This is a genomic window from Bacillus sp. 16GRE42, from assembly GCF_019837435.1.
Taxonomy (GTDB): Bacteria; Bacillota; Bacilli; order Bacillales; family Bacillaceae_G; genus Bacillus_A; species Bacillus_A wiedmannii.
Window position 1 is genome coordinate 1362650 of record NZ_JADAXF010000001.1, and the last position, 25174, is coordinate 1387823.

The 25174-nt window shown below is 37.2% G+C and carries 26 protein-coding genes; 1 reads left to right on the top strand and 25 read right to left on the bottom strand.

What is annotated here, in order from left to right:
- Positions 1-91 precede the first annotated feature (91 nt).
- From rplS to ILS93_RS07040, 18 genes are all read right to left on the bottom strand, one after another.
- Positions 92-436, bottom strand: coding sequence for a 50S ribosomal protein L19 (gene rplS / locus ILS93_RS06955; protein WP_001186518.1), 345 nt, complete (start codon positions 434-436; stop codon positions 92-94).
- A 146-nt stretch (positions 437-582) separates the two neighbouring features.
- Positions 583-1317 (bottom strand): tRNA (guanosine(37)-N1)-methyltransferase TrmD, encoded by a 735-nt coding sequence (trmD, locus tag ILS93_RS06960; protein ID WP_064475006.1) that lies wholly within the window; start codon positions 1315-1317, stop codon positions 583-585.
- Positions 1317-1832, bottom strand: coding sequence for a ribosome maturation factor RimM (gene rimM / locus ILS93_RS06965; protein ID WP_000170282.1), 516 nt, complete (start codon positions 1830-1832; stop codon positions 1317-1319). Before rimM ends, trmD begins: the two co-directional genes overlap by 1 nt.
- Before the next feature lie 121 nt (positions 1833-1953).
- Positions 1954-2181: a KH domain-containing protein gene (locus ILS93_RS06970; RefSeq protein WP_000737397.1), complete on the bottom strand. Its 228-nt coding sequence runs from the start codon at positions 2179-2181 to the stop codon at positions 1954-1956.
- 14 nt (positions 2182-2195) lie between these two features.
- Positions 2196-2468 carry a 30S ribosomal protein S16 gene (rpsP, locus tag ILS93_RS06975; protein ID WP_000268750.1) on the bottom strand — a complete coding sequence of 91 codons (273 nt, stop codon included), beginning with the start codon at positions 2466-2468 and terminating at the stop codon, positions 2196-2198.
- A 100-nt stretch (positions 2469-2568) separates the two neighbouring features.
- A complete protein-coding gene (ffh, locus tag ILS93_RS06980) occupies positions 2569-3918 on the bottom strand; it encodes a signal recognition particle protein (RefSeq protein ID WP_064475005.1) in 1350 nt (449 codons plus the stop codon).
- 12 nt (positions 3919-3930) lie between these two features.
- Positions 3931-4263, bottom strand: coding sequence for a putative DNA-binding protein (locus tag ILS93_RS06985; RefSeq protein ID WP_000891061.1), 333 nt, complete (start codon positions 4261-4263; stop codon positions 3931-3933).
- A gap of 133 nt (positions 4264-4396) precedes the next feature.
- Complete coding sequence (gene ftsY, locus ILS93_RS06990) at positions 4397-5386, bottom strand: signal recognition particle-docking protein FtsY (protein WP_000007644.1); 990 nt, start codon at positions 5384-5386, stop codon at positions 4397-4399.
- 15 nt (positions 5387-5401) lie between these two features.
- On the bottom strand, positions 5402-8971 hold the full coding sequence (gene smc / locus ILS93_RS06995) for a chromosome segregation protein SMC (RefSeq protein WP_222660252.1): 3570 nt from the start codon (positions 8969-8971) through the stop codon (positions 5402-5404).
- A gap of 147 nt (positions 8972-9118) precedes the next feature.
- Entirely contained in the window at positions 9119-9856 is a 738-nt protein-coding gene (gene rncS / locus ILS93_RS07000; protein WP_001146867.1) for a ribonuclease III, read from the bottom strand.
- A 58-nt stretch (positions 9857-9914) separates the two neighbouring features.
- On the bottom strand, positions 9915-10148 hold the full coding sequence (gene acpP, locus ILS93_RS07005; protein ID WP_000786062.1) for an acyl carrier protein: 234 nt from the start codon (positions 10146-10148) through the stop codon (positions 9915-9917).
- Positions 10149-10217: 69 nt separating this feature from the next.
- The gene (gene fabG / locus ILS93_RS07010; protein ID WP_064475003.1) at positions 10218-10958 is read right to left on the bottom strand and encodes a 3-oxoacyl-[acyl-carrier-protein] reductase; all 741 of its coding nucleotides are present in this window, start codon (positions 10956-10958) and stop codon (positions 10218-10220) included.
- Positions 10958-11902 carry an ACP S-malonyltransferase gene (gene fabD, locus ILS93_RS07015; RefSeq protein WP_064475002.1) on the bottom strand — a complete coding sequence of 315 codons (945 nt, stop codon included), beginning with the start codon at positions 11900-11902 and terminating at the stop codon, positions 10958-10960. The genes fabG and fabD overlap by 1 nt, the downstream gene beginning before the upstream one ends.
- Positions 11903-11916: 14 nt before the next feature.
- Positions 11917-12909 carry a phosphate acyltransferase PlsX gene (gene plsX, locus ILS93_RS07020; RefSeq protein ID WP_046956482.1) on the bottom strand — a complete coding sequence of 331 codons (993 nt, stop codon included), beginning with the start codon at positions 12907-12909 and terminating at the stop codon, positions 11917-11919.
- Entirely contained in the window at positions 12906-13499 is a 594-nt protein-coding gene (gene fapR / locus ILS93_RS07025; RefSeq protein WP_000747354.1) for a transcription factor FapR, read from the bottom strand. Before fapR ends, plsX begins: the two co-directional genes overlap by 4 nt.
- Positions 13500-13587: 88 nt before the next feature.
- The gene (gene recG / locus ILS93_RS07030) at positions 13588-15636 is read right to left on the bottom strand and encodes an ATP-dependent DNA helicase RecG (RefSeq protein WP_222660254.1); all 2049 of its coding nucleotides are present in this window, start codon (positions 15634-15636) and stop codon (positions 13588-13590) included.
- Between the two features lie 283 nt (positions 15637-15919).
- On the bottom strand, positions 15920-17596 hold the full coding sequence (locus ILS93_RS07035) for a DAK2 domain-containing protein (RefSeq protein ID WP_088047265.1): 1677 nt from the start codon (positions 17594-17596) through the stop codon (positions 15920-15922).
- Between the two features lie 22 nt (positions 17597-17618).
- Positions 17619-17981, bottom strand: a complete 363-nt coding sequence (locus ILS93_RS07040) for an Asp23/Gls24 family envelope stress response protein (protein ID WP_000021109.1) — start codon at positions 17979-17981, stop codon at positions 17619-17621.
- Positions 17982-18356: 375 nt separating this feature from the next.
- Between ILS93_RS07040 and rpmB the strand changes: the two genes are divergently transcribed.
- Complete coding sequence (rpmB, locus tag ILS93_RS07045; RefSeq protein ID WP_000124776.1) at positions 18357-18545, top strand: 50S ribosomal protein L28; 189 nt, start codon at positions 18357-18359, stop codon at positions 18543-18545.
- Between the two features lie 73 nt (positions 18546-18618).
- Here the strand turns inward: rpmB and spoVM are convergent, their stop codons facing one another.
- From spoVM to rlmN, 7 genes are all read right to left on the bottom strand, one after another.
- The gene (gene spoVM, locus ILS93_RS07050) at positions 18619-18699 is read right to left on the bottom strand and encodes a stage V sporulation protein SpoVM (RefSeq protein WP_001213599.1); all 81 of its coding nucleotides are present in this window, start codon (positions 18697-18699) and stop codon (positions 18619-18621) included.
- A 66-nt stretch (positions 18700-18765) separates the two neighbouring features.
- Positions 18766-19446 (bottom strand): thiamine diphosphokinase, encoded by a 681-nt coding sequence (locus ILS93_RS07055; protein WP_064474998.1) that lies wholly within the window; start codon positions 19444-19446, stop codon positions 18766-18768.
- A gap of 99 nt (positions 19447-19545) precedes the next feature.
- A complete protein-coding gene (rpe, locus tag ILS93_RS07060) occupies positions 19546-20190 on the bottom strand; it encodes a ribulose-phosphate 3-epimerase (RefSeq protein WP_061678216.1) in 645 nt (214 codons plus the stop codon).
- A gap of 2 nt (positions 20191-20192) precedes the next feature.
- Positions 20193-21074 carry a ribosome small subunit-dependent GTPase A gene (rsgA, locus tag ILS93_RS07065; protein ID WP_064474997.1) on the bottom strand — a complete coding sequence of 294 codons (882 nt, stop codon included), beginning with the start codon at positions 21072-21074 and terminating at the stop codon, positions 20193-20195.
- A 268-nt stretch (positions 21075-21342) separates the two neighbouring features.
- Positions 21343-23316 carry a serine/threonine protein kinase PrkC gene (gene prkC, locus ILS93_RS07070; RefSeq protein ID WP_064474996.1) on the bottom strand — a complete coding sequence of 658 codons (1974 nt, stop codon included), beginning with the start codon at positions 23314-23316 and terminating at the stop codon, positions 21343-21345.
- 8 nt (positions 23317-23324) lie between these two features.
- On the bottom strand, positions 23325-24077 hold the full coding sequence (locus tag ILS93_RS07075; RefSeq protein ID WP_000648694.1) for a Stp1/IreP family PP2C-type Ser/Thr phosphatase: 753 nt from the start codon (positions 24075-24077) through the stop codon (positions 23325-23327).
- Positions 24078-24081: 4 nt separating this feature from the next.
- Complete coding sequence (gene rlmN / locus ILS93_RS07080; protein ID WP_000450539.1) at positions 24082-25170, bottom strand: dual-specificity RNA methyltransferase RlmN; 1089 nt, start codon at positions 25168-25170, stop codon at positions 24082-24084.
- Between the last annotated feature and the right edge of the window lie 4 nt (positions 25171-25174).

Sequence of the window (25174 nt, forward strand, 5' to 3'; positions counted from 1 at the left end):
TCCACGATTATGTAAGCTGCTCGTATTATATCAAAATTTTATATAGATTGGAAAAAGGGAGCTTGTGTATTTACAAGCTCCCATACATGTCTTATCGAATTTCTTTAATACGTGCTTTTTTACCGCGAAGGTTACGTAAGTAGTATAACTTAGCACGACGTACTTTACCACGGCGAAGTACTTCAAGTTTCGCGATTCTTGGCGTGTGAACTGGGAATGTACGCTCAACACCTACACCGTAAGAAATCTTACGAACTGTGAATGTTTCACTGATTCCGCCACCACGACGTTTAATTACAACACCTTCGAAAAGCTGAATTCTTTCACGAGTTCCCTCAACTACTTTTACGTGTACACGTAAAGTGTCTCCAGGACGGAATGAAGGAAGGTCAGTTTTTAATTGGCCTTGAGTAATTTCTGCGATTAATTGTTGCATATTAAATTCTCTCCTTTAAACAGATGCTCTTATAAAGTCTTAATAAATTACAGCGGAACATCGTTAATACGGCCACTGTTTTCAGTAGCACAAGTGTTATAATAGCATATTGCTAGGACTGTTGCAATAGAAAATATATCAAGCCCTTACTTGTCTTCTTTAATCTGTTCTAGCCATTTCGCTTCTTGCTTAGATAATTCTCGTTCTTCCAGTAAATCCGGTCTACGCGTGTACGTACGACGTAGTGATTCTTTGTGTCGCCATTCATCAATATTTTTATGATTTCCTGACATCAGTACATTCGGTACCTTCATACCACGAAAATCAGCTGGACGTGTATAATGAGGATGTTCTAATAAACCTGTACTAAACGAATCCTCGACTTGTGAAGCATGATTTCCTAGCACTCCCGGGAGGAGACGCACGACACTATCCGTAATAACCATAGAGGCTAACTCTCCGCCGGTTAATACGTAGTCACCGATAGAAATCTCATCCGTTACGAGATGCTCACGAATTCGTTCATCGTACCCTTCATAATGACCACACACAAAAATAACATGCTCTTCTTCAGCAAGTTCTTCTGCCTTCTTCTGCGTAAAACGCTCTCCTTGTGGACACATTAGGACAACTCTCGGTTTACGGTCTGTTTCCTTCGTTAACTCTTCCACTGCATCAAAGATAGGCTGGGGGGTTAATACCATCCCAGCGCCACCACCATACGGATAATCATCTACGCTATTATGCTTACTCGTTGTATAATCGCGAAAATTGACAACACGAAGCTCTACTGCTTCTTTTTCTTGTGCTTTCTTTAAAATTGAAGATCCAAACACACCCGTAAACATATCTGGAAACAATGTTAAAATGTCAATTTTCATTATAATAGCCCTTCCATTACATGAATGGTTACTAATTTATTCTCAATGTTAACTTGAAGTACAACATCATCAATATAAGGAATTAATAGATCTTGACCTTTTGGACGTTTAATTACCCAAACATCATTTGCACCAGGAGATAAAATTTCTTTTATTGTTCCTAACGCTTCTCCTTCTTCCGTTACAACACTGCAACCAATAATTTCATGGTAGTAGTATTCACCTTCAGCTAATTCACCTAACTGCTCTTCTGGTACTTTTATTAAAGAACCTTTAAACTTCTCTGCTTCATCAACATTGTTGTATCCTTCAAATGTTAATAGATCAAATGTCTTATGTTGACGATGAGAAGTTACTTTCACTGGAAGGTAGTCTGTACTTTTCTCATTACTTATGTATAACGTGTTTCCTACTTTATATCGCTCTTCTGGAAAATCAGTACGAGAAATAACACGAATTTCTCCTCTTACGCCATGAGTATTTACAATTTTCCCTACGTTAAACCATTTTGTCATAAATAGTATGTCACCCCTGGTTTCTATATAAATTAAGCATCTCCATTTCACATATGGAACATGCAACTTCTCTTTAAATGTTAAAAAAGGGAGAGGAAATAACTCCTCGCCCTTTTTACGTTTATTGAATTTCCAGTGTTACTTTTTCATCATTATGATGTCCCACTGAATACAAGAGCATTCGAATTGCTTTCGCAACTTTCCCTTGCTTTCCAATGACTTTTCCAACATCCTCAGGATGTACAGTTAATCGATACTTTATCTCTCCGTTGTAAAGTTCCTGTGTAACTTTTACATCTTCAGGATGATCGACAAGAGGCTTGACAATCGTCTCGACTAACTTCTTCATAGTCATTGCCTCAATTACTTACCTTGTTTAGATAAGTGGAATTTCTCCATGATACCTTGGTTAGAGAATAAGTTACGAACTGTATCAGATGGTTTAGCACCATTTCCTAACCATTTTAATGCTGCTTCTTCGTTGATCTTAACTTCAGCTGGTTGAGCAACCGGATTGTAAGTACCGATTTCCTCAATGAAACGTCCGTCACGAGGAGAACGAGAATCTGCAACAACTACACGATAGAAAGGAGTTTTTTTAGCTCCCATACGTTTTAAACGAATTTTAACTGCCATTTATAAAGCACCTCCGAATTTATTTCACACAGATAATTATATTAGCAAAAAGACTATTGCTTTGTAAAGTATTTTTTCTTAACAGAGCCATCTTTTTTCCTTACATGAATGGAAACTTCAATCCACCTAGTCCTTTTTTCTTACCTTTTTGCATTCCCGTCATCGTTTTCATCATCTTTTTCATATCATCAAATTGCTTGATTAAACGATTGATCTCTTGTACTGTTGTACCGCTACCTTTGGCAATGCGCTTTTTGCGACTAGCATTGATTATTTCCGGTTGTTCTCGCTCTAATTTAGTCATAGAACGAATAATTGCCTCAATATGCCCAATTTGTTTTTCATCAACTTGCGCATTTTTCAGCCCTTTAATTTTATTTGCACCAGGAAGCATTCCTAACAATTCATCAAGCGGTCCAAGTTGACGCACTTGTCCAAGTTGTTCTAGGAAATCGTCAAGCGTAAACGAAAGCGTACGCATTTTTTGCTCAAGTTCTTTTGCTTTCTCTTCATCAACTGTAGCTTGCGCTTTTTCAATTAATGTTAAGACGTCTCCCATCCCTAAAATACGGGATGCCATACGCTCTGGATAGAACGCTTCAATCGCATCTAGTTTTTCACCCATACCAACAAATTTAATCGGTGTATTTGTTACCGCCTTAATAGATAATGCTGCACCACCGCGCGTATCACCATCTAATTTCGTTAATACAACACCTGTTAAACCTAACTGTTCATGGAAACTTTGTGCAACATTTACCGCGTCTTGTCCCGTCATCGCATCGACAACAAGGAAAATTTCATCCGGTTTCGCAACTTCTTTCACTTTCGCTAATTCATCCATTAGTTCTTCATCAATATGCAGGCGACCTGCTGTATCAATTAAAACATAATCGTGATGATCTTCTTTTGCTTTTGCAATCGCTTGTTTCGCAATTTCAACAGGACTTACTTGATCTCCTAAAGAGAATACAGGCATGTCCAATTGCTTCCCTAATGTTTCAAGCTGTTTAATCGCTGCTGGACGGTAAATATCCGCTGCAACAAGCATTGGTTTACGATTATGCTTTTTACGAAGCAAATTCGCAAGCTTACCTGTCGTCGTTGTTTTACCCGCACCTTGCAGACCAACCATCATTATAACAGTCGGTGGCCTATTAGCAACAGCAATTTTGCTTTGCTCTCCGCCCATAAGTTCTGTAAGTTCTTCCTGTACGACTTTAATTACTTGTTGTCCAGGTGTCAAACTTGTCATTACATCTTGTCCGACAGCACGTTCAGACACACGCTTTACAAAATCTTTTACTACTTTAAAGTTAACGTCCGCTTCTAAAAGAGCTAGACGAACTTCTCTCATCATTTCTTTCACATCGGCTTCAGAAACTTTTCCTTTGCCGCGGATTTTTTGCATTGTCTGTTGAAGTCGGTCGGCTAATCCTTCAAATGCCATATTGCCGCCCTCCTAATCTAATTTTTCGATAGCTTCAACAACTTGTTTCATTTCTTCATTCACATGCTCTTCTTCGCTGATTAGCTGTTTTAGCTTTGCAACAAGTCGCTGTCGCTCTTGAAACTTTTGAAGTAATACTAATTTATCTTCATATTCTTCAAGCATCGCTTCAGTCCGTTTAATGTTATCATACACGGCTTGGCGACTTACATCAAATTCTTCCGCAATTTCACCAAGAGATAAATCATCTAGATAATAAAGCGACATATAACTTCTTTGTTTTTGCGTTAACAACGATTGATAAAAATCAAATAAATAGTTCATTCTCGTTGTTTTCTCGAGCATGTTGGATCATCCTTTGTTAAGTGATTTCCCTTTACATCAATTAGTTTACATGGAGTACAAAAGAGTGTCAAGTTTTTTTCTTAACATCACATATTTTTATAGAAAAAGAAGCGGAAAATACCGCTTCTTTCACTTACACTTCTTCAGTTTCTACTAAGTTCGCAAATAAACCATACACATATTGTTCTGGATCAAACTGCTGTAAGTCATCCATTTGCTCTCCTAATCCAACGAATTTCACCGGTACATCCATTTCGTTACGAATCGCTAATACAATACCACCTTTAGCAGTTCCATCTAACTTCGTTAAAACAATACCAGTAACATTCGTTGCTTCACGGAATGTTTTCGCTTGACTTAAACCGTTTTGTCCTGTTGTTGCATCAATAACAAGTAATACTTCGTGAGGAGCCCCCGGTACTTCACGCTCAATTACACGCTTCACTTTCTCTAACTCTTTCATTAAGTTTACTTTATTTTGTAAGCGTCCTGCTGTGTCACATAGTAATACGTCTACTTTACGTGCTTTCGCGGCTTGTACAGCGTCATACATAACCGCCGCTGGATCAGATCCTGACCCTTGTTTAATCACTTCTACACCAACGCGATCGCCCCATACTTCTAATTGTTCAATCGCTCCCGCGCGGAATGTATCTCCTGCCGCCAATAGGACAGACTTACCTTCTGATTTGAATTTATGTGCTAGTTTACCAATCGTCGTCGTTTTCCCTACGCCGTTAACACCGACAAATAAAACAACTGTTAATTGATCCTCTTGCATATTAATTTCATTACTAAACTCACTGTCGCCTTTGTAAATTCCTACTAACTTTTCTGAAATAACAGCTTGTACTTCTTTTGGATCTTGGATGTTACGACGTTGCACTTCTTCTTTCAATTGATCAATTAATTCCATTACCGTCGAAACTCCGACATCTGCACCAATTAAAATTTCTTCTAATTCCTCAAAGAAATCTTCATCTACTTTACGATAACGATAAACTAAATCATTTACTTTATCTGCAAACGAATTTCTCGTTTTTTCTAATCCATGTTTAAATTTCTCTGTTACCGTATCTGTTTGTTTTGAAATTTTTTCTTTTAATTTTTTAAAAAAACTCATACTGTCCCATCCTTCCTAATTACTTGCAACTAGTTCTTCTCCATCATCTAAACGAACCGAAACAAGTTTAGATACCCCTGACTCTTGCATTGTTACACCGTACAATACGTCAGACTCTTCCATTGTACCTTTTCTATGTGTAATGACAATAAACTGTGTCTCATCACTAAATCTCTTTAAATACTGCGCAAAACGGGCAACATTCGCCTCATCAAGAGCCGCCTCTACCTCATCTAGTACACAGAATGGGACTGGGCGCACTTTTAAAATACCGAATAACAGCGCAATTGCTGTTAAAGCACGCTCCCCACCAGAAAGTAAACCTAAGTTTTGCAGTTTCTTCCCTGGCGGTTGCGCTACAATATCAATACCAGTATTTAATAAGTCCTCTGGATTCGTCATGACTAAATCCGCTCTACCGCCTCCAAATAATTCAGAGAATACCGATTGAAACTCCATTCGAATTCCTTCAAACGTAGTAGAAAAACGTTTTTTCATTTCTTCATCCATCTCAGTAATAAGTTGGTGCAATGTCGCTTTCGCTTCTTCTAGGTCATCTTTTTGCTCTAGTAAGAATGTATGACGCTCTGCTACACGCTCATACTCTTCAATTGCACCTAAGTTCACTGTGCCTAGCTCTTCGATGGATAATTTAATTAGTTTCACCTTTTTACGTGCATCCTCTGCAGGCATCATCATTGTATACTTCAGTTTTGCTGCTTCAAATGAAATCGTATATGTTTCACGTAAATGTTGTAATCTATTTTCTAACTCTACATCAAGTCGGTTTATTTTTACTTCTTGATTTTTCAGCATCTCAAGAATGTACTTATGTTTACCTGTTGTTTCTTTCAGATTACGCTCTAAATGTTCTACTCTCTCTTGTAACGATACGCGTTGTTCACGACGAGAGCGAATTAACTCTGAAGTTTGATTACGATCATATGCTTTCTTCTCAATCATATTCGTAATTTGCTCTTCACCACTTGAATTCGATGTCATTTCTTGTTTTAAGAATGCTAAATCCTCTTTCGTTTTGACAAGCGTTGCATCCGTTTCTTCTTTTTCCTTCGTCAATCGTTCAACTTTTTCTTTTTGATTAGATAAGCGTTGTTGCTTTTCAGCCGCCAACACTTTTAACTCAGTCATTTCTTTTTGCACTTTTTCTTTCGAAGAATGCTGCTCACTTTTTTGTTTTGTTAAAGCGACAATTTTGCTATCTAATCCCGTAATCTCTGCTTGAAGAGTCGCTAAAATCTGTTCTAGCTCTTCTTTACGCCCTTGTATCTTCACTTGATCTTGTAAGAATCCTTCAATCTCTAAATCGTAAATAGATAAACGATCATTAATACGATGTTCTTCTAATTCTAAGCGATTAATTTCTTCTCTTAATTTCTGTTCATCTACACGCTCTGCTTCTACACTTTGCCTTAGTTCCCGTATTTGCACTTCTCTTTCTTGAATCTCTTGCTTTACTGCTTTAACAAAGTTTTCTAACTTCGTTGTTTTTTCTTCCATATCAGTTAACTTGCCCGTCCACTCTTCTAGTTCACGTTGACGTCCTAATAAAGAAGATTTCGCCTGTTTTACCGCTCCACCGGTCATAGAACCGCCAGGGTTCACTACGTCACCTTCGATTGTTACAATACGATAACGGTATTGCAGTTGTTTCGCTAACTCATTTGCCCCGCGTAAATCTTTCGCAACAATAACAGTACCTAATAAATTCGAAACTACATTTTCATACTTATTGTTATACTGCACAAGTTCTGCCGCCACACCTACAAATGATGGGTGTTGATTTACAATACGTAATTGTTCAAATGATAACGATCTACTTTTAATAACAGCTTGCGGTAAAAACGTTGCTCGTCCATGTTTATTTTGTTTTAAAAACGTAATTGCATTACGAGCATGTTCTTCTTTTTGTACAACAATATGCTGCATCGCTGCACCTAGAGCAATTTCCATTGCAATTTCATATTCTTTCGGTACCGTTAGCAATTCTGCAACAGCACCCTCGATACCTTGCAACCTATCTTCTCTAGCTTTTAATACTTCACGTACCCCTTGATAGAAACCAGAGTAATCCTCTTGCATCTCTTCTAGCATTTCTTTTCGAGAACGTGCCTGTTGTACAAATTGATACGCTTGATACAGTTTTGTTTCATTTTCACTATACTGCGTCTTGCATTTCCCAAGTACCGCTTCTGTCTTTTGTATATTCGAAAGGATACCAGCTACTTTTTCTTTCACTTGTTCATAACTTTCCACAAGTTTCGTCTTTTTCGCTGTAATTTCCATGCGTATTTCTACATATTTCGCATTTTCTTCATCGAGGCGTTCATTTTTTGAGTTTTGTTGTTTAGATTGTTCTTCAATCATAGATAACTCATTACGATGACTAGCTTGTTGATTTAAAAGTTCAATATAGTCACCTTTTAAATTCTCAATTTGTTCCTCTAAATTGTCAGCAAAAGTTGCCAGCAGTAGCTCATTATCATGCAATTTTGTCTCCAACTCTTTTACTTGATTTACAAATTGCATCAACACTTCAGTACTGGATTCAATTTCACCATCATAACTTGTAGCTTTCTCTGTTAATTCAACAATTAACTGTTCGAGTTGTGCACAATGCGTCGTTGCATTTTGTTTTCTCTCTTTTAATAACTCACGCTGTCCGTCTAACTTTTCTAGCTCTTTACTAGAAAGAAGAAGTACTTCTTGTAAGGAATCTACAGACTCGTCTACTGCTTGTAATTGTCCTCGTAATTCCTCAAGCTCTTCTTCACCTTTTTGTAAATGCGTTGACATTTTAGCTTCTTCGTTTTTATTATGCCCAAACTGATTTCGAAGCGCTTCCCATTTCTCATGCAATTCTTCAATTTCATGTACAATAAGCGCCGCTTCTACTTTCTCTAATTCTTCTTTTTTCTCAAGATAATCTTTCGCAATAGAAGCTTGTCTTTCTAAAGGTTCTACTTGACTACTTAATTCGTGAATGATATCTTGTACACGATTTAAGTTTTCTTGTGTGTCTGCTAATTTTACTTCAGCTTTCTTTTTACGAAGTTTGTATTTCAGTACTCCCGCAGCTTCTTCAAATACACCACGACGTTCTTCTGATTTACTACTTAATATCTCTTCAACTTTCCCCTGGCTAATAATCGAAAAAGCTTCTCTTCCCATACCAGAGTCCATAAATAAATCGATAATATCTTTCAATCTACATGATTGTTTATTAATATAAAAATCACTATCACCAGAACGAGATACACGACGCGTTACACACACCTCATTATATTCAATCGGTAAACGTTGATCTTCATTATTTAAAGTTAATGTTACTTCAGCAACATTAACTGCTCTTCTCGTATCACTGCCTGCAAAAATAATATCCTCCATCTTTGCACCACGTAATGATTTTGCAGATTGTTCACCAAGTACCCAGCGAATCGCATCAGTAATATTACTTTTCCCACTTCCATTAGGTCCTACTACAGAAGTTACACCTGGGACAAAATCAACAGATACACGCTCAGCAAAAGACTTAAACCCTGCTATTTCTAATCTTTTTAAAAACACGAAAGGCCTTCCTCCTATTCTCCGTTGTTATAACTGTTGTCTATACAAAAACAAGCTATTATACGGATTTCCCTTCCCTTTATTCACAAACAAAAAGAAAGTTTCATTCTATGCATAAGGAATCCCCCTCATTCAAAGGGGGATTCCTTATAGTTGTTCTTTTAATTTTTTTAATGCCTCTGCAGCAGCTTGTTGCTCTGCTTCTTTTTTCGACTTGCCACTACCAAGACCTAAAGCCACGTTATTTAACGTAACACGTGACACAAATTCTCGATTGTGGGCCGGTCCTTTTTCCTGCAAAATTTGATACTCAATATTGCCACTACCATCACGCTGAATCAACTCTTGTAATTGACTCTTATAATCCATCACATGAGAAAAAGCACCTTCATTAATTTTAGGGTATACAATTTCTTTTAAGAATCCCCATACTGTTTCTAACCCTTGATCAAGATAAAGGGCACCAATAAACGCTTCAAAGACATCCGCTAATAAAGCTGGTCGTTCACGTCCACCTGTCATTTCTTCACCTTTTCCTAATAAAACAAGGCTACCAAATGACAACTCGTTTGCAAAACGAACAAGAGATGGTTCACATACAATAGCTGCACGTAGTTTTGTTAACTCTCCTTCGCTCATTGTCGGATATTTTTGAAACAGATACTGCGACACAGTAAGTTCCAATACTGCATCTCCAAGGAATTCGAGACGCTCATTGTCTTCATGCGGTTTTTTTCGATGCTCATTCACATACGATGAATGCGTAAATGCTTGAATCAATAATTTTTCATCTGAAAACGTAATACCTATCTCTTCTTGAAATACTTTAAACGCTTCACGATATTTTGTTTCGTATTTTTTTTCTCTATGTTTTCGGTACGGCATAAGTCCCTCCAGATATAAGCCGAGAAGCCCCGCTAAAAAACGGGACTTCACTTAAGCATTATAGATGACTCTCTATGTAAGTCACAGCATCGCCAACAGTAGCAATCTTTTCAGCATCTTCATCAGAAATTTCCATTTCGAATTCATCTTCCAATTGCATTACAAGTTCTACTACATCTAGGGAGTCTGCGCCTAAATCTTCTTTAAAGCTCGCAGCTGGTACTACTTCAGTTTCTTCTACACCTAAACGATCAACGATGATTTTTGTTACACGCTCTAAAACATCTGCCATTCCATTCACCTCCCCTCAAATATTATATTAAATATTGGACAAAAAAACTAGTTGAAATCGATTCTTTTATTACATTACCATTCCGCCATCAACATTTAACGTTTGCCCTGTAATATATTTGCTTTGATCAGAAGCAAAAAACGTTACAGTATTTGCGATATCTTCCGCTTCACCAAACTGAGCTGCAGGAATTAACTTTAACATTTCGGCTTTTATATTTTCATCTAATACATCCGTCATATCAGTCGCAATAAACCCAGGAGCAATTGCATTTACAGTAATATTACGGCTCGCTAACTCTTTTGCTGATGTTTTTGTTAATCCAATTACACCCGCTTTAGCAGCAACATAGTTTGCTTGTCCTGGATTACCTGTCACTCCAACAACAGAAGCGATATTAATAATACGTCCATGACGCTGGCGCATCATGTATCGAGATACTGCCTTCGTACATAAGAATACACCTTTTAGGTTTGTATTAATAACTGTATCCCATTCTTCTTCTTTCATACGCATTAATAAATTATCTTTTGTTACACCTGCATTATTTACAAGAATATCAACTTGTCCAAATGTATCTACAGTTTGTTTCACCATATTTGTAACATCTTCAGCATTTGCAACATCTGCCCTTACTGCAATTGCATCCGAACCTAATTTCTTTATTTCATCAACTACTTCATTTGCCTTTTGCTCATTACCAGCATAATTTACTACAACATTTGCCCCTTGTTTCGCTAAATCAATCGCAATCGCACGACCAATTCCACGTGAAGCGCCAGTTACTAATGCCACTTTCCCTTTTAACATCAGTTTTCTCCTCTCAAATTTGAAATGGTATCTTTTAATGTCTCTTCATCATATATCGCATATGCTTTTACTGATGGATCAATTGACTTCATAAGTCCAGCAAGTACTTTCCCAGGTCCAATCTCAATAAATGTATCTACCCCTTGACTCACCATGTTTTCAATGGACGGGTACCATAAGACAGGCGAATAGAGCTGTTCAATTAGCTTTTCTTGAATATGTGCACCACTTGTAATAACGTCTGCTGTTACATTTGCGATAACAGGAATATTCGTATCTTGAATTGTAATTTCATTTAAGACACTTTGGAACTTCTCCGCTGCTGGCTTCATAAGCGAAGAGTGGAACGGTCCACTTACCTTAAGCGGAATTGCTCTCTTTGCACCATTTTCTTTCGCTCTTTGAGAAGCAATCTCGACTCCTTGCTTTGTTCCAGAAATCACAATTTGCTTCGTACTATTCATATTAGCGATTTGCACTGCATATCCTTCACTTGTTACTTCTTCTGTAACTTGTTTCAGCATATGTGGATCAGCACCTAAAATAGCCGCCATTGCACCTTCTCCGCCAGGAACAGCTTCTTCCATATATTCCCCACGTTTTCTTACAGCATATACAGCGTCTTCAAAAGTTATTGCACCCGCTGCTACAAGAGCGCTATATTCACCTAAACTATGTCCTGCAACAAAGTCTGGTGTAATATCATACTCTTTCAAAGCTGTCAAAATAGCAAAACTCGTTGTTAATAAGGCAGGCTGTGCATTTGTCGTTAACGTAAGCTTTTCTTGCGGCCCTTCAAAAATCACTTCTGAAAGTGAATCTTGCAACACCTCATCTGCTTTTGCAAACACATTTGCAACCTCTTTATTATTCTCCGCTAACTGTTTACCCATTCCAACTGCCTGTGAACCTTGGCCCGGAAAAAGAAATGCTAGTTTTCCCATTTCAAATCCTCCTCTTATTGGAGTGGCTCTTTCTCCATTACGCTTGAAATAGTAGGAATAACTTCTTTCGCTACCATTTCTCTCGTTTGACGAATCGCACTAAATATTGATTGGTCATTAGAAGAACCGTGAGCCTTAATGACAGGAGCTTTCAATCCAAATAATGCCGCTCCTCCATACTCCGAATAATCCATTTTATCTTTTAATACCATAAGTTTTGGCTTTAATACCGCTGCTGCTAATTTGCTCGTAAATGAACTCATTAACTGCTCTTTTAACATAGAAAATAACGCAAGTGCTGTTCCTTCTAATGATTTCAGCGCTACATTCCCTGTAAAACCATCACACACAACAACATCTGCTACACCTTGCAATAAATCTCTTGATTCAACGTTCCCAACGAAATGAATTGGGGCATCCTTAAGCATTGCAAAGACTTGTTTTGAAAGTTCGTTCCCTTTGCCATCCTCTGTTCCAACATTCAAAAGTCCAACGCGAGGATTTTTAATTCCTCTTACTTTCTCAGCATATACAGATCCCATTACTGCATATTGATATAAATGAATTGGTTTTGCATCAACGTTCGCTCCAACATCTAACATAACAAAACCTTCTCCATCAACAGTTGGCATTGTAGGGGATAAAGCTGGTCGCTCAATTCCTTCCATACGACCTACAACAAACAATCCAGCCGCCATTAAAGCTCCTGTACTACCAGCTGATATACAAGCATCGGCTACGCCGTCTTTCACTTGCTGCGCTGCTAGTACCATTGAAGCTTGTTTTTTTCGACGAACCGCTCTTACTGGTTCATCTGTCGATTCGATTTTTTCATCTGTATGAAGTATAGTAATTCGCTCTTCACTCGTTAAGTATTGACGAATTTCCTCTTCTTTCCCTACTAACGTAATATGTAAATCAGAATATTCTTTAATAGCTTTCATTGCTCCTAATACGACAGCCTTTGGAGCATGATCGCCGCCCATTGCATCTATTGCGATTTTCATAAGTTGTTACCTTCCTCACTATAATTACTAGATCGATACATTTCAAAAGTGCCTGTAAAAACAAGTTCTTCTCCAACAAAGCTACGCACTTTGACAACGGTCCGTCCTTTATCATTCTCTACATCTTCAACGCGCACTTTTGCAACAACACGCTCTCCTAATTTTACAGGACGAATGTATCGAATGGTAGACTTTGCAGTTAAAGCTAATTCTTCATCAATAACTGCAACAGCTAGTGAGTTTGCTTGTGCAAACAAATGATGCCCACGGGCAATCTGATTTCTTTTAAATACGTGTTCTACCTTCACTTCAAAGATAGAAATCGCATGTCTATCTAATTCTATATCGATAATTTCTCCGACAACCTCTTCTAACGGTAAAGATTTTACATCTTCTTCATGTTGCTTTGTAGCTACATGTTTAATTCTTTCTCTTAATTCAGGAATAGATAATTCCATACGGTCAAGACGTACGGTTTGTATACTCACTTGAAATTTTTCTGCTAAATCTTCATCCGTAATAAAAGGATTCGTTTCTATTGTTTGTTGTAATAATTCTTGTCTTTCTTTTTTACTTCTTCTTTTTTTCATACCGCACCATCCATTTTTATGACTAGGTACTAACAGTAGTATATAATCATTAAAAGTAGAATGCAACAAAAACTTTCGTTGCCTCCCTTTAATCGAGCTTCTCTCCTTGGAACACACCTGTCCCGTCAAGATAAGTACGCAGCGAAGCATACTGATCATTATGCCAAAACGCTTCTGACTCTACTAGTAACGCCGCATCTTGTCTAGCTGTTTCTAACGCTCGATAATCATGTACCATATCAGCAACCTTGAATTCTGGTAAACCACTTTGCTTACTTCCAAAGAAATCTCCAGGACCTCTTAACTCTAAATCTTTTTCTGACAATACAAATCCATCATTCGTTTCGGTCATAATACGCATTCGCTCTTTTCCCGTTTCCGATTTTGGATCCGCGATTAATAAACAATATGATTGTTCACTACCACGCCCAACACGTCCCCTGAGCTGATGGAGCTGCGATAAACCGAAACGCTCTGCATCATAAATAACCATTACAGTCGCATTCGGTACGTTCACACCTACTTCAACAACTGTTGTCGACACAAGAATTTGCACTTTATTTTCACTAAATCGTCCCATTATCTCTTCTTTTTCTTGAGATGAGAGTCTGCCATGCATTAATCCGACTTGACATTTCCCATGATAATGATGAGTCAGCATACTATGTAAGTCAATCGCATTTTGCACATCAAGTTTCTCAGATTCTTCAATAAGGGGACAAATAACATATGCTTGTCTTCCTTTTTTTATCTCCTTCTCCACAAAACCGAGAACTCGATCTAACATATCATGTTTTGCCCAGTATGTTTCAATTACCTTTCTACCAGCTGGCATCTCATCGATTATAGAAACATCCATCTCTCCAAATGCAGTAATTGCTAACGTACGCGGAATTGGCGTCGCCGTCATAAATAAAACATCCGGACTTTCACCTTTCTCCCTTAAAACTCGTCGCTGCGCTACACCAAATCGATGTTGTTCATCAGTAATAACAAGACCTAACCTATGAAAGATAACTTCATCTTGAATTAAAGTATGTGTTCCAACAAGGATATCTATTTCTCCTTGTTCTAATTTTGCCAAAATCTCTCGACGCCTTACACCTTTAACAGAACTGGTTAACAATTCAACATTCATACCAAAGTGCGAGAACGTCTCTGCGAGCGATTGATAATGTTGCTCTGCTAAAATTTCTGTAGGAACCATTAAAGCACCTTGATAATGTGCTAACTTCGCTGCATAAAGGCCAATTGCTGCAACGACTGTTTTCCCAGAACCTACATCACCTTGCAACAGACGATTCATCCGATAAGGAGATGTCATATCTTTCATAATTTCATCTACTACCCGACGCTGTGCACCAGTTAATGGAAACGGAAGTGCATCGATAAACTCTTGCAATTCTGCTGAAGGAATTTCTTTTTTCGTCCCTTTCGAATTTTCCCTCTCCATTTTCCGTAATGTTTGCATTTTCAGCTGAAATAAGAAAAACTCCTCATATACAAAACGGCGACGTGCTTGTTTTAAATCTTCCTGTCCTGCTGGAAAATGCAACGCCCGAATCGCTTCATAACGCGGCAATAATTTATATCGACTTAGCAATCCATCAGGTAACACTTCAACTATAGATTCTCCATACTCCTTGAACGCTTGGGCGATAAAACGGCGCATCTGTTTTACTGTAAGTTTCCCTTTCACTGAGTATACAGGCTCTACTTCTTGTTGACGTACAACTGGTCCAAAATGAAGCTCTGATACCGCAATCGTTTGACGGTGCTGATCCCATTTACCAGTAATCGTTACTGTTTCATTTAAATTTAACTTCTGCTTATAGTACGGCCTATTAAAGCATACAGCTGTAATTAAATAACGACCGACGAGGACACGAACCGTAAGACGCGACTTCTTCTTCCCATAATATTGCAGTAAAGGAGCACTATGAACCTTTCCCTCAACTGTTACACGTTCATCATGCTTTACTTCAGCAAGATCTTTCATCGCATAATCTTCATAACGGTACGGAAAATGTTCTAATAGATGAGAAACTGTATAAATTCCCATCTCGTGTAGTAATTCAGATGTTTCTCCTCCGATTCCCTTTACATCCGTAACAGGAACTTGTACAACTTCATTCAAGATTCTCACGCTCCGTCACATTATTTTCTTTGATTCATTCATACTATTGACATCTGTAATCGCTCTCTTTCACCCTATATATTCTATCATAGGCATTCTTAGAGAAACTACTCAAATCCCTCATAAGCAATACGAAAGAAAAGAGCCTCACTATTAGCAGCAAGGCTCTTTTTTATCTTCAATATGCTAGCCTTTTGAATAAGAACTAGTAATGAACTTCATATTACTACTTCTTATCCATTAGCAAGTAAGTAATCCATTTATTTTCAAAACGAATTTTTTCTTATTCTACAGAGAAGATAAACGAATACACCGGTTGGTTTCCAGCATGTACTTCTACTTCTGCATCTTCAAAATTCTCTTCTACAAATGCAACTAACTCAGCTACTTCTTCGTCAGTTGCATCTTCACCTTGTAGAATCGTTACAATTTCAGAATCTTCATCAATAAGTGCTTCTAGTAATTGCTTTGCAGCTCCTACTTTTGCAGCATTTGTTGATACGATTTTCCCATCTGCAATACACATGAAATCATCTTTTTGAATTGCTACACCATCAATTTCCGTATCACGTACAGCATACGTAATTTGACCGGTTTTCACATGAGATAAAGCTTCTTTCATGTTTTCTTCGTTCTCTTCTAACGTTCCAACTGGATTAAATGCTAACATTGCAGCCATACCTTGAGGAACTGTTTTTGAACGAATTACAATCACTTCTTGATCCACAACTGACGCTGCTTGTTCTGCTGCCATCACGATATTTCCGTTGTTCGGTAAAATAATGATTTTTTCAGCATTCGCTTCTTCAATCGCCTTCACAATATCCTCCGTACTTGGATTCATCGTTTGGCCACCTTCGATAACTTTCGTCGCGCCAATGCTCTCAAATAAAGTTTTGATACCAGATCCCATAGCAACAGTTACGATACCGTACTGTTGTTTCTCTTTAGACTGGCTAGTTGGCTCAGGCATCATAGTAGGCTCATCTAATAAAGCCGTATGCTGTTCACGCATATTTTCTACTTTAATCTTAATTAAACTACCATAGCGTTGTCCATAATTCATAGGATCTCCAGGATGTTCCGCATGAATATGAACCTTAACAACCTCATCATCTGATACAACAAGTAGTGAATCTCCGTACACACTAATATCTTCACGGAACTTTTGTTCAGAGAAATTATGTTCTTTCATTTTTTCAGGCTCTAATTTCACCATGAATTCCGTACAATATCCATACTTAATATCTTCTGTACTCAATTGGCTTTGTACACTACGGTGATGTTCTGCGCGTACCATGTCATTCATAGATGGTTGGGCAGACACATTAGAAGAAATCGTTTCTCCTTTTAAGTCAGCTAAAAATCCTTCGTATACAACAACAAGACCTTTACCACCGCTATCTACAACGCCAACTTGTTTTAATACAGGTAATAAATCTGGCGTACGATTTAACGATGCATTCGCTTCTTTCACAACGTCTTCCATAAACAAAACAAAGTCGCGCTGTTTTTTCGCAACTGTCACTGCATATTTACCCGTTTCTCTTGCAACCGTTAAAATCGTTCCTTCAATCGGTTTCATAACCGCTTTGTAAGCCGCTTCTACCCCAGCATCTAAAGCTGCAGCAAAATCAACTGTTGTTAATTCTTCTTTTTGTTCAATGGATTTAGAGAAACCACGGAATAACTGAGATAAAATAACTCCAGAGTTACCACGAGCTCCCATTAATAATCCTTTGGCTAAACTTACGCCGACTTTACCAGCATGCTGTGAAGGATTTGCTTTCACTTCACGTGCGCCTGAAGTCATTGATAAGTTCATGTTTGTACCGGTATCGCCATCTGGAACTGGAAATACGTTTAATGCATCAACAAGCTGAACATTATTTGTTAAATTATTCGCTCCTTGCATGATCATTTGTGATAAACGTTTCCCATCAATTTTTTGAATTGACACAGATTTTCCTCCTTAATGCACATTACAAGTTTATTACTTTAACTCCTTGTACGTAGATGTTTACAGAATCTACTGCTAGTCCTACAGTTTGATCTAATGTATATTTCACTTTCGTCTGCACGTTATGTGCTACTTCTGAAATTTTCGTACCATAGCTCACAATAATATACATATCAATATGTACTTCATCTTCATCTTTACGAACAATAACACCTCTAGTGAAGTTTTCTTTTCGTAAAATGTCTGTTAAACCATCTTTTAACTGATTTTTTGATGCCATACCTACGATACCGTAGCAATCTACTGCGGCACCTCCAGCAATTGTTGCAATTACATCTGTACTAATATCAATTTGACCATACTTCGTTTTAATTTCAATTGACATCTCGTTTCCCCCTTCATAAATGGTGAAAGTGAGCTAGACTACTTTAGTTACTATCATATAATCTTTTTAAAGAAAATTCCATCGTTCTTTCTTTTCACTCTCATATTTTATGTTTTAAATCACATTTTTTATGATGAGCAAAATAGTCCATTGTTATTATACAACATGTACCACTATAATATGTCAAGCAATTTTTCTTGATTTCAACTTTTCATCATCGACATATGGTGTCAAGTAATTTTTCTTGATTTCTTTTTTCTACGGTGTTGCATTCTCTTTTTAGTTGTGTTAAATTATAGTAGTGTTTTTAGCATCGCAAAAAAGACTAACATTGAAAAATTACGTATGGTAAGGTATCAAGGGAGGGAAATATAAATGGCTCGTGTTTGTGCTATCACTGGAAGAAAAGCTCGTTCTGGTAACTCTCGTTCTCACGCAATGAACGCTACAAAACGTAAATGGGGCGCTAACCTTCAAAAAGTTCGCGTACGCATCGACGGAAAAGTTCAACGTGTTTACGTTTCTGCTAGAGCATTAAAATCTGGCAAAATCGAACGTGTTTAATAATAAAAAAAAGAGCCGCTAGGCTCTTTTTTTACTATGACAATGGAAAAAGCACCGGTAATAGGTGCTTTTTTTAATCTTTTTTGAAGGTATTTAGCATGGCACGAACAATTCCACCAAGAAATTTAGGTAACTTAATTGTATAAAATCTCATGGTTTCCCTCCTAATCCCCATTACTCCACTTGTTCACTATATGATGTAAGGAGCAAAATTGTTTCTTTAATCAGTGCTTCTTATCACCATTAATATGCCAGAAGTAAATGAAAAAGTACCTTTTTCCTCAACGAGTTCATTACTAATACAAAGTGTTGATCCCCATTCTATTGTTTTATTAGTTAGAGGATACTTAAAACCAAGTAATGTAATCCCTTCTACTATTTCAGTAACCGGTACAAAAGATACATAAGGGAAATTTTTATTGTCTTCAATTATATGTGTACCCACTTTTTTCACGCTTATTTCATTTTTATTATCTACAATACACATTTCTACCCCTACTTCTAACCCTCTTAAAAGCATCTGTATATTTGCTAAACCGTGATCCAGCCTTCCACCAGTGGCACCAAAAATACGAATCAATGTGGGATTTTGTTCTAACGCCCAGTTAATCGCAATTTCTAAATCTGTTTGATCTTTTTCACGAGGAACAATATGTAAGTCATTTGTTTGCTGGCCCATCCATACTAATTCCTCTTCAGTAACTGAATCGTAATCTCCAAACGCAACAGTTGGAGTAATTCCTCCCTTTAATAGACGATATACTCCTCTATCAACTGCTGCCCATACTACTTTCTCATTTTCATATCGAGAAAAATCTGCACAATATTCCGCAGGTCCACCCGCTAAAATATGAATAATCATGTTTCCTTCCCCTTCTATTGTAAAAAGGCAATCTGCCATTCGGTAGATTGCCTTTTTACATGTTTTTTCTCTATCCTTTATAAATAGTGAACACTTACTACACTAGAAGTTTCACTGGGATAAAGACTCGTTCATTCATTATCCACGAATGACACGAATTGCTTCACCGCGGTCTTTTTGATTGTATACTGCTGATCCAGCTACAAGTACATTTGCTCCTGCTTCAACACAAAGTCGTGCTGTTTCAGCGTTTACACCACCATCAACTTCAATTTCTACTTCTAGATTGCGCTCTTTAACCATTTCTGCCACTTGTTTAATTTTCGGTAATACAGAATGGATAAATTTCTGTCCACCAAATCCAGGGTTTACTGTCATAAGTAATACCATATCGATATCTTCTAATACATGCTCAATCGTCGAAACTGGCGTATGCGGATTTAATACAACTCCCGCTTTAATGCCATGAGATTTAATTAGCTGAATTGTACGATGCAAATGAGGGCACGCCTCTACATGAACAGTAATAATATCCGCTCCCGCTTTTGCGAAAGTCGGGATATAGTTATCAGGATTTTCAATCATTAAATGTACATCTAATGGTAAAGATGTAATTGGGCGGATAGCTTCTACAATTAATGGTCCAATCGTAATATTTGGTACGAAATGTCCATCCATTACATCGACGTGAATGTAATCCGCTCCGCCTTTTTCTACATCTTTAATCTCTTCCCCTAATTTTGAAAAATCTGCTGATAAGATCGATGGTGCAATTTTAATCATAACTAATACCTCGGCTTTCTCTCTCTAATTTCTTCTACGAATTGTTTGTAATTTTTATAACGATATTCTGTAATCTTCCCTTCTTCAACCGCTGTCTTCACAGCACATTTCGGTTCAGCAAGATGTGTACACCCTCTAAATTTACAGTATTGGCTCGCTTCTTTCAACTCTGGAAAACAATATGTAAGATCTTCTACCTCTATATCTATGAAATCAAGTGAACTAAAACCAGGTGTATCTGCAACTAGTCCGCTTCCAACCGCAATTAATTCCACGTGTCTTGTCGTATGTTTCCCGCGTCCTAAATGCGAGGAAATATCATTCGTTTTCAGTTCTAACTCTGGACGTAAAACGTTAAGCATAGAAGATTTTCCAACACCAGATTGCCCTGCAACAACAGAAATGCAACCTTCTAAGAATGGTTTTAAAATATCAATACTTTCCGATGTGTTTATAGAAGTAAATAACACATCATATCCCATCTCACGATAGTCATTTGCATAAGATTCAACAGTCTCTCTCATTTTTTCATCCACTAAATCCATCTTACTAATGCAAATAATCGGCTTAATGTTATGATATTCAATCAGCACTAAAAATCGATCTAATAGTCCCGGGTTAAAATCTGGTTCTACTGCAGAGAAAACGAGAATTGCTTGATCAACATTAGCAATAGGAGGCCTAACAAGTTCATTTTTTCGATCAAATACTTCAAGTACATATCCTTCAGTTGGATTATCTGCTTGAAAAACAACTTGGTCTCCTACCAGTGGTGTAATTTTATTTTTTCTGAACACACCACGCCCGCGACATTGTGTAATCCCTTCTTCATGCTGCACATAATAAAATCCACTTAGAGCTTTTACAATTTTTCCTTCTGGCATATAATTCTCCTTTATTTTGTATAAAGTGAAGCTGTCATTAATATTGAATGGTTTAAAATTCTTTAAATACTTATTTCAAAACCCGTCATATATACAAGTTAATATATTTAATCTACCATCAAATTTAAAATATTATTTATAACAGTATCACTTTTATAGCTTTTTGAATCATATATTTTTGCCTGTTATACAGTCCACTATATGTAGACAGCATAACAGGCAAGAGTAATACATTCCATCCCCTCTAGAAAGAAAATGGAAGTCATTATTATTGAGTTGGGTATGGTACTTCTTTGTCGATAATCGTTACACCATCTCGTACAATTTTATAGTGTCCTTTTGTACCTTCTTGAATTACAAATTCTAAAGAAATAGTTGCCGACTCTGAAATTGTTCTAGTTTCAATTGGTCTATCCATTTTTTGTTGCATATCTTCTTTATAAATTTCTATTGTTTGCGGTTTTTTCTCACCAATTATAGAAGACTCATACGGAATAGAAATATTATCCACTTTCACTGTTTTCGTTACTTTCGGCTTAGGCCCCTCTGAAATGATAATCGTCACTTTATCTCCTTCTTTTAACGGCGTTCCTGGTTTTGGAGATTGCGAAATTACAAGTCCTTTATCAACAGTATCGGAATACTCTCGTTTTATATCTGGAGTTAGTTTTCTCTCATTCAAATAACCATTTACGCTATTTTCAGTCCATCCTGAAAAATCACCTGGTCTAATTTGATAAGGACCTTTACTTACCCAAATTTTTAGTTCTTGTTCCGCCTCTACTACCATTTGATCAGGCGTCGGAATTTGCTCTACGATTTCACCTTTTGGCCTATCATTTTCAATAAAATTTATTGTAACTTGCTTATATTTTTCTTCTAATTCATTCCTTATACTCTCAAAATCTTTTCCTGTGAGATCACTCATCTTACTTTTCTTTTTTCCACCTGATTGATAGATAGTAATTTTAGAGTTTTCTTTCACGACTCTTCCTGCTACGGGGTCTGTTTTTATCACATCACCGGTTTCAACATCATCTGTATATACAATATTAGGTTCCGTAATCTCAAAACCCTTTTCAACTAATGTATTTACTGCTGTCGTATATTTCATACCAGCCACATCAGGGACTTTTACATCTTTTGGAATAAAGAATCCTGGAACAACAGTAAGCGCTAACGTTATTCCAATCGCTAAAAGTAAAAATGTTGTAATTAAAATTTTGAGCCATTTATTACTTCGTTTTTTCTTCTTATTTAAATCCGTTTCTTCTTTTCTTGTCTGCTCATCCACTTTACTTCCTTTTAAAACAATTGTTTCATCAGTTACATTTTGGAATAATTGTTCTTGTTGAATAATTGGAATCGCTTTTGTCGCTTCCATATCTTCCGGTATGTAAAATGGCTGCTCATTTACCCTCTCTGGATATAACGCAGTTTCAATATCTCGTTTCATCGCATTGGCAGATTGATATCGGTGAAACGGATCTTTCGCAGTTGCCTTTAATATAATATTTTCGACACTTTGCGGAATATTTTCATTCCATCTTTTTGGAGACGGAATTTCACTTTGTAAATGTTTTAAAGCTATAGCAACAGCAGATTCGCCAGAAAACGGTTGTCTTCCTGTTAACAACTCAAACATAACGATTCCTAGGGAATAAATATCTGATTGTTTATTTGCTATCCCGCCGCGTGCTTGTTCTGGTGATAAGTAATGCACCGAACCGAGTACCGAATTTGTATGTGTAATTGTTGTTGCACTTGTAGCTGTCGCAATTCCAAAATCTGTTACTTTTATTACTCCATCAGCTCGAATTAAAATATTGTGCGGTTTAATATCACGGTGCACAATTTCAAAATGATGGGCGTGTGCCATGGCGGATGTTAACTGCTCCATAATATCAAGAGCTTCTCCTATAGGTAACATCCCTCGCTCAATTATGTATTGCTTCAATGTTTGTCCTGGTACATACTCCATTACAAGATAATATATACCATCTTCTTCTCCGACATCATACATATTCACAATATTTGGATGCGACAACGTTGTAACAGACTGCGCTTCTCGATGGAAACGTTTAATAAACTCTTCGTTATTTGAATAGTCGAGTCTTAATATTTTTACCGCTACATCTCGGCCAAGTATATCATCATGAGCTAAATACACATTGGCCATTCCACCACCACCAATCATTTTCAGCAGCTTATAACGGTCATTTAAGCGTTTTCCAATCAGCACGTTGCACTTCACCTACTTTCGTTTGTCGAACCCGCATAATCAATAAGAACAAGGGTGATATTATCTTCCCCGCCACGATCATTCGCCAATTGAATGAGACGTTGTCCCTTAGTTTCAAGCTGTTCATTTAACTGTAAAATTTGTTGCATATCAGCAATAGAAACTTTGTTAGATAACCCATCAGAGCAAAGAAGTAACTGATCATCTTCCTCAAGCACCAATGTTTTAACATCTAATCCGACTTTTTCTTCTGTTCCTAATGCCCTTAACAAAACATTCTTTTTCGGGTGATATTCTGCGTCTTCTTTTGAAATTTCACCATGTCTCACAAGTTCATTTACAAGTGAGTGATCTTCCGTTACAAGCGAGATTTCTCCCTCTGATACCATATAACAACGACTATCTCCTATATGACCTATTGTCACAAAGTTTGGCGTACAAATCGCTATTATAAGTGTTGTTCCCATACCATTACATTCTACATGTTGCTTAGAGTACTCATATATACGCTCATTAATAATCCCAACACTCGTATGTAACCACTCTTCTACTTTTTTTGGTTCATTCATATTATGCGTTTGCTTCCAATAATCATGGAATAATTGAATGGTCATCGAGCTAGCTACATCACCAGCTCGATGACCTCCCATTCCATCTGCTACTACCGCTAAAATATTTCCATCTAAATTGTGAAAAACTCCTGCACTATCTTCATTATGTTGACGAACTTTTCCTTTATCTGATAGAAACACGGCTTTCATCTCGTCACCTCGTCTCTTCTTTACGCTCCTTCGCACGTAACTGACCGCAGGCTGCATCAATATCATGACCTTGTTCACGGCGAATTGTTACATTCACTCCACGATCTTTTAACGTTTTTTCAAATAAGAAAATTTGTTCACGTGGCGTACGTACATAATCACGTTCAGGTACGTAGTTTACCGGAATTAAGTTTACATGACATTTTACACCTTTTAAAAGCGCAGCAAGTTCTTCAGCTTGCTCAACTTGGTCATTTTCTCCTCCAAATAAGCCATATTCAAACGTAATACGACGCCCTGTTCTATTTACATAGTATTTAACAGCTTCCATTAAGTCTGGTAGCTTATAAGCACGGTTAATCGGCATTAATTTTGAACGTAACTCTGTATTTGCAGAATGCAATGAAATCGCAAAATTAATTTGCATATCTTCTTCAGCGAACTTATAAATTTTTGGAACAATTCCACTTGTTGAAACTGTCATATGTCTTGCACCAATATGAATTCCTTTTTCATGGTTTACAATGCGTAAGAATGACATTAAGTTGTCGTAATTATCAAACGGCTCTCCAATTCCCATAACAACAAGCGAACTTACACGTTCTTCTGTTTCATCAAGTGCACGTTGCACTTCTACTACTTGCGCTACAATCTCTCCAGCCTCTAAGTTTCGTTTTAACCCACCAAGTGTAGATGCACAGAACGTACAACCGATACGGCATCCAACCTGTGTTGTTACACAAATAGAATTTCCATATTCGTGTCGCATTAACACTGTTTCAATAGAATAACCATCATATAATTGGAATAAGAATTTAATTGTTCCATCAGAAGATGTTTGTTTTACCAATGTATTTAAAGTAGTAATATCAAAGGAATTCGACAATTTATCGCGTAATCCTTTAGAAAGATTCGACATGTCGTCATAATTTTTTACACGTTTTTTATATAGCCAATCAAAGATTTGTCCTGCACGGAATTTAGGTTCTCCTTGTTCCTTTAACCAATCTTGCATTTCATGAAGTTGTAAAGAATAAATTGATGGTTTCTTCGTTTCTAGATTTTTCTTTTGTTTTCTCACAGTCGTTTCCACGATG